At 76.9% G+C, this 5,828-nt stretch carries 1 protein-coding gene; it reads left to right on the top strand.

Annotation, left to right across the window (positions count from 1 at the left end; genetic code table 11):
• Nucleotides 1–5,828: SDR family NAD(P)-dependent oxidoreductase (locus ACWENR_RS29135; RefSeq protein ID WP_452280157.1), on the top strand; the 5,828-nt coding region annotated here is incomplete at both ends.

Raw genomic sequence — 5,828 nt, 5'->3', positions numbered from 1 at the left:
CGTCGTTCGGCATCTCCGGCACGAACGCGCACGTGATCATCGAGCAGCCGCCCGCCGAGGCGGTCGAGGGCGAGATCGTCACCCGGAACGTGCCGGCGGTGGTGCCGGTGCTGCTCTCCGCCCGCGACGCGGTCGGGCTGTCGGCGCAGGCGGGCCGGTGGGCGGCGTGGCTGGGCGGTGACGAGACGGTACGTCCGTTGGACGTGGCGTGGTCGTCGGTGGTGTCGCGGTCGGTGTTGGAGCATCGGGCGGTTGTGTCCGGCGCGACCCGGGCCGAGGTGCTGGCGGGTCTCGAGGCCCTGTCGGCGGGCGAGCCCTCGGGCGGCGTGGTCACGGGTCCGGGCGGGCAGCGGGGTCAGCTCGCGGTGCTCTTCTCGGGTCAGGGCGCGCAGCGCGCCGGGATGGGTCGGGAGTTGTCCGCCCTGTTCCCGGTGTTCGCGGCCGCGCTGGACGAGGTGTGCGCGCACCTGGACCCGCTGCTGCCGCGTCCGTTGCGGGAGGTGCTGTTCGCCGAGGCGGGCACGCCCGAGGCGGAGCTGCTGGACCAGACGGTGTTCACGCAGGCGGGCCTGTTCGCGGTCGAGGTGGCCCTGTTCCGCCTGGTGGAGTCGTTCGGTGTGGTGCCGGACCTCGTGGGCGGGCATTCGATCGGTGAGGTGACGGCCGCGCACGTGGCCGGGGTGTTGTCGCTGGCCGATGCCGCCGCGCTGGTGGCGGCGCGGGGTCGGTTGATGCAGGCGCTGCCGGCCGGCGGTGGGATGCTGGCCGTGGCGGCTTCGGAAGAGGCCGTGGTGGAGTCGATCGCCGCCCTGACCGACCGGGTCGGCATCGCGGCGGTCAACGGACCCACCGCAGTGGTGGTCTCCGGCGCCGTCGACGCGCTGGACGAGGTCGAGCGGGTCTGGCGCGACCGGGGCGCCCGCACCCGCCGCCTCACGGTCAGCCACGCGTTCCACAGCCCGCTGATGGAGCCGATGCTCGACGAGTTCCGCACGGTCCTTAACGGGCTGACGTTCGCCGCGCCGCTGCTGCCGGTCGTGTCGAACGTGACCGGCACGCTCGCCGACGCCGAGGAGATCCGCACCCCGGAGTACTGGGTGCGGCACGTCCGGGAGGCCGTCCGCTTCGCCGACGGGGTCACCGCCCTGAAGGCGGCCGGCGTGGACACGTTCCTGGAGGTCGGCCCGCAGAGCGTCCTGACCGCGATGACCGCCGACGTGCTGCCCGACGACGCCGCGCTGGCCGTGGCCGCCCAGCGCAGGGACCGCCCCGAGGCGCACGCGCTGCTGCACGCCCTCGCCGAGCTGCACGCGCACGGCGTGCCCGTGTCCTGGCGGCAGTGGTTCGCCGACACCGGCGCGCGGCGGGTGGACCTGCCCACGTACGCCTTCCACCGCGAGCGCTACTGGCTGCCGCCCGCCGGCCGGTCCGCCGACGTCTCGGGGGCGGGCCTCGGGGTGGCGCGGCACCCGCTGCTCGGCGCGACCGTGTCGGTGGCCGGCGAGGACATGGTGGTCCTGACCGGCCGGCTGTCCGTGACGACCCACCCGTGGCTCGCCGACCACGTCGTCTCCGGCGCCGTGGTCGTGCCGGGCACCGCGCTGGTGGACCTCGTCGTCCGGGCGGGCGACGAGGTCGGCGCGTCCCGCGTACGCGAGCTGACGGTGCTCGCCCCGCTCGTGCTGCCCGCCACCGGCGGCGGGGTACGGGTGCAGGTCCGGGTCGGTCCCGTCGACGGGACCGGCAGCCGCCCGGTGACCGTGCACTCCCAGCCCGAGGACGACCCGGAGCCGGGCTGGACCCGCCACGCCGACGGCCTCGTCGGCGCCCCGACCGGCGAGGAGCCCACCCTGGGCGCGTGGCCGCCGCCCGGCGCGGCCGAGGTGGACGTCACCGGCTGGTACCCGACGGTCGCCGAGCACGGCCTCGCCTACGGGCCCGCCTTCCGCGGGCTGCGCCGGGCGTGGACCGCGGCCGACACCGTGTTCGCCGAGGTCGCGCTCCCCGACGAGACGGCCGGCGAGCCGGCGGGCTTCGGCGTGCACCCGGCACTGCTGGACGCCGCCCTGCACCCCGTCGGACTGCTGCCCACCGACGTGACGGACGGCGGGGCGCGGGTGCCGTTCGCGTTCGAGGGCGTGCAGGTCCACGCCGTCGGGGCGCGGACGCTGCGGGTGCGCCTGACCGCGTCCGGCGCCTCCGTCCGGCTGGTCGCCGTCGACGAGACGGGCGCGCCCGTGGTGTCGGTGGACTCGCTGACGCTGCGCGAGCTGACCGGAGCCGTGGCGGCCCCGAGCGAGGCGCACCGCTCGCTGTTCGAGGTGTCCTGGCAGCCCGAGCAGGTCACGCCGGCCGACGACGGGTACGCCTGGGCCGTCCTCGGCGACCGCCCGCTCGACGGCGCCCCGCAGCTTCCCGCGTACGCCGACGTGGCGGCGCTGCTCACGGCCCTGACGGACGGGACGGCCGCCGCCCCGGCGGCGCTGCTGCTGCCCGTCGCCGCGCGGCCGGAGACGGACGTGCCCGACGCGGTGCGGTCGGCGACCGCGCACGCCCTCGACGTCGTGCAGGCGTGGCTGGCCGCCGACGCCCTCGCGGACTCGCGGCTGGTCGTGGTGACCCGCGGCGCGGTCGCCGCCGGCCCCGACGACCGCGTCACCGACGTGGCGGCGGCGGCGGTGTGGGGCCTGCTGCGCTCGGCGCAGTCGGAGCACCCCGGCCGCATCGTGCTGGCCGACCTGGCGCCGGGCGCCGACCTGGACGCCGACGCGCTGGCCCTGCTCGCCGGCGCCGCCGACGACCCGGGCCTCGGCGGGCAGCTCGCGGTGCGGGCCGGGACCGCGTACCTGCCCCGGCTCGTCCGGGCCGCCGGCGGCGCGCCGGCCCCGGCGCCCGTCGACCGGGGAACCGTCCTGGTCACCGGGGGCACCGGATCGCTGGGCGGCCTCGTCGCCGAGCACCTGGTCACCGCGTACGGCGTGCGGTCGCTGCTGCTGGTCTCCCGGCAGGGCCCGGCGGCCGCCGGCGCGGACGAGCTGGTGGAGCGGCTGACCGCGCTCGGCGCGACCGTCCGCGTCGTCGCGGCGGACGTCACCGACCGCGCCCAGGTCGGCGAGCTGGTCCGGGAGGTCACCGCCGAGGGCCGGCTGGCCGGCGTCGTCCACACCGCCGGCGTCCTGGACGACGGCGTGATCAGCGGGATCACCGTCGGCCGGCTGGCGGACGTGCTGGCGCCGAAGGTCACGGCGGGCTGGTGGCTGCACGAGGCGACCGCCGACCTCGACCTCGACCTGTTCGCCCTGTTCTCCTCCGTCGCCGGGGTGCTCGGCTCACCCGGCCAGGCCGCGTACGCCGCCGGCAACGCCTTCCTGGACGCCCTCGCCCAGGTGCGGGCGCAGCACGGGCTGCCGGCGGTCAGCCTCGCGTGGGGCATGTGGGACACCGACGGCATGGCCGCGTCCATCGACGACACCGACCGGGCCCGGGTCAGCCGCGCCGGGCTGGTCCCGATGACCGCTGCCGTCGGGCTCGGGCTGTGGGACGCCGCCCTGGCCCACGGCGGCGCGGCCCTGGTGCCGGCCGTCGTCGACCTGCCCGCCATGCGGGCCCAGGCCGCCGCCGGCCGGGTGCCGGCGATGCTGCGCGCCCTTGTCGGGCCGGCCGCGAAGCGTCGCCGCTCCGGCGGCGAGGGCTGGGCCGACCGGCTCGCCGGCCTCGACCCGCGGGAGGCGCGGACGCAGGTCGTCCTGCTTGTGCGCGGGCTGGTCGCGCAGGTCCTCGGGCACAGCGGCGCCGACCAGGTGCCGGCGGACCGGGCGTTCCGGGAGCTGGGCTTCGACTCGCTGACCGCCGTCGAGCTGCGCAACCGGATCAACGGCGCGACCGGGCTGCGGCTCACCTCGACGCTCGTCTTCGACTACCCGACCCCCGACGCCCTCTCCGACCACCTGTACGAGCAGCTCTCCGGCCAGGTCGCCGCGCAGCAGCGGGCCGTGCGCGCGACGACCGCGGACGAGCCCGTCGCCATCGTGGGCATGGCCTGCCGCTACCCGGGCGGCGTGACGAACCCGCAGCAGCTGTGGGACCTGGTCGCCGCCGGAGCCGACGGCATCGGCGAGTTCCCCACCGACCGGGGCTGGGACCTCGACCGGCTCTTCCACCCCGACCCCGACAACCCCGGCACGTCGTACACGCGGCACGGCGGCTTCCTGTCCGGTGCGGCCGAGTTCGACCCCGGCTTCTTCGGCATCTCGCCCCGCGAGGCCCTCGCGATGGACCCGCAGCAGCGGCTGCTGCTGGAGGCGTCGTGGGAGACGTTTGAGTCCGCCGGTCTCGACCCGTCGCGGCTGCGCGGCAGCCGCACCGGCGTCTTCGCCGGGCTCATGTACCACGACTACGCCTCCGGCGTGCAGGACCTGCCCGAGGGCGTGGGCGGCTACCTCGGCACCGGCACCTCCGGCAGCGTGCTGTCGGGCCGGGTGGCGTACACGTTCGGCCTGGAGGGGCCGGCGGTGACCGTGGACACGGCGTGTTCGTCGTCGCTGGTGGCGTTGCACCTGGCGGTGCAGGCGTTGCGCAGCGGCGAGTGCGATCTGGCGTTGGCCGGTGGCGTGACGGTGATGGCGACGCCGGGGACGTTCATCGAGTTCTCGCGGCAGCGGGGTCTGTCGGCCGACGGCCGGTGCCGGTCGTTCGCGGCGTCGGCCGACGGCACGGGCTGGTCCGAGGGCGTGGGCGTGCTGCTGGTGCAGCGGCTGTCGGACGCCCGTCGGGAGGGCCGGCGGATCCTGGCGGTGGTGCGCGGCAGCGCGGTCAACCAGGACGGCGCGTCGAACGGTTTGACGGCCCCGAACGGCCCGTCACAGCAGCGGGTGATCCGGCAGGCCCTCGCCAACGCCCGGCTGACCGCCGCCGACGTCGACGCCGTCGAGGCGCACGGCACCGGCACCACCCTCGGCGACCCGATCGAAGCCCAGGCGCTGCTGGCCACGTACGGGCAGGACCGGCAGGGCCGAGGACCGTTGTGGCTCGGCTCGATCAAGTCGAACATCGGCCACACCCAGGCCGCGGCTGGGGCGGCCGGCATCATCAAGATGATCATGGCGATGCGGCACGGCGTGCTGCCCCCGACGCTGCACGTCGACGCGCCGTCCCCGCACATCGACTGGAGCGCGGGAGCCGTCTCGCTGCTCACCGAGGCGCGCGACTGGCCCGCGGCGAACCGCCCCCGGCGTGCGGCCATCTCGTCCTTCGGCGTCAGCGGCACCAACGCCCACGTGATCATCGAGCAGCCGCCCGCCGAGCCGGAGCCCACCCGCGCCGCCGCACCCGCCGCCGGGCCGGTCCCGGTGCTGCTGTCGGCCCGGTCCGAGGCCGCCGTCGCGGCCCAGGCGGAGCGCTGGGCCCGCTGGATCGCCGGTGACGACGATCTGCGCCCGGTCGACGTCGGCTGGTCGTCGGTCGCCAGCCGGGCGGTGCTGGAACACCGCGCGGTGGTCGCCGCTACGGACCGGGACGAGCTGCTGGCCGGGCTGCGCGCCCTAGCCGCCGGCGAGCCGTCCGGCGCCGTCGCCGTCGGCGTCGGCAGCGCCCCCGCCCCGCTGGCCGTGCTCTTCTCCGGCCAGGGCGCGCAGCGCGCCGGCATGGGCCGGGAGCTGTACGCGCGGTTCCCGGCCTTCGCCGCAGCCCTGGACGAGGTGTGCGAGCAGCTCGATCCGCTGCTGCCGCGCCCGCTGCGGGAGGTGCTGTTCGCCGAGCCGGGCACCCCGGAGGCGGACCTGCTGGACCAGACCGTCTTCACCCAGGCCGGGCTGTTCGCCGTCGAGGCG

The sequence above is a fragment of the Micromonospora sp. NPDC004336 genome (assembly GCF_053602615.1).
This window is presented reverse-complemented; position numbering and strand designations above follow the sequence as displayed.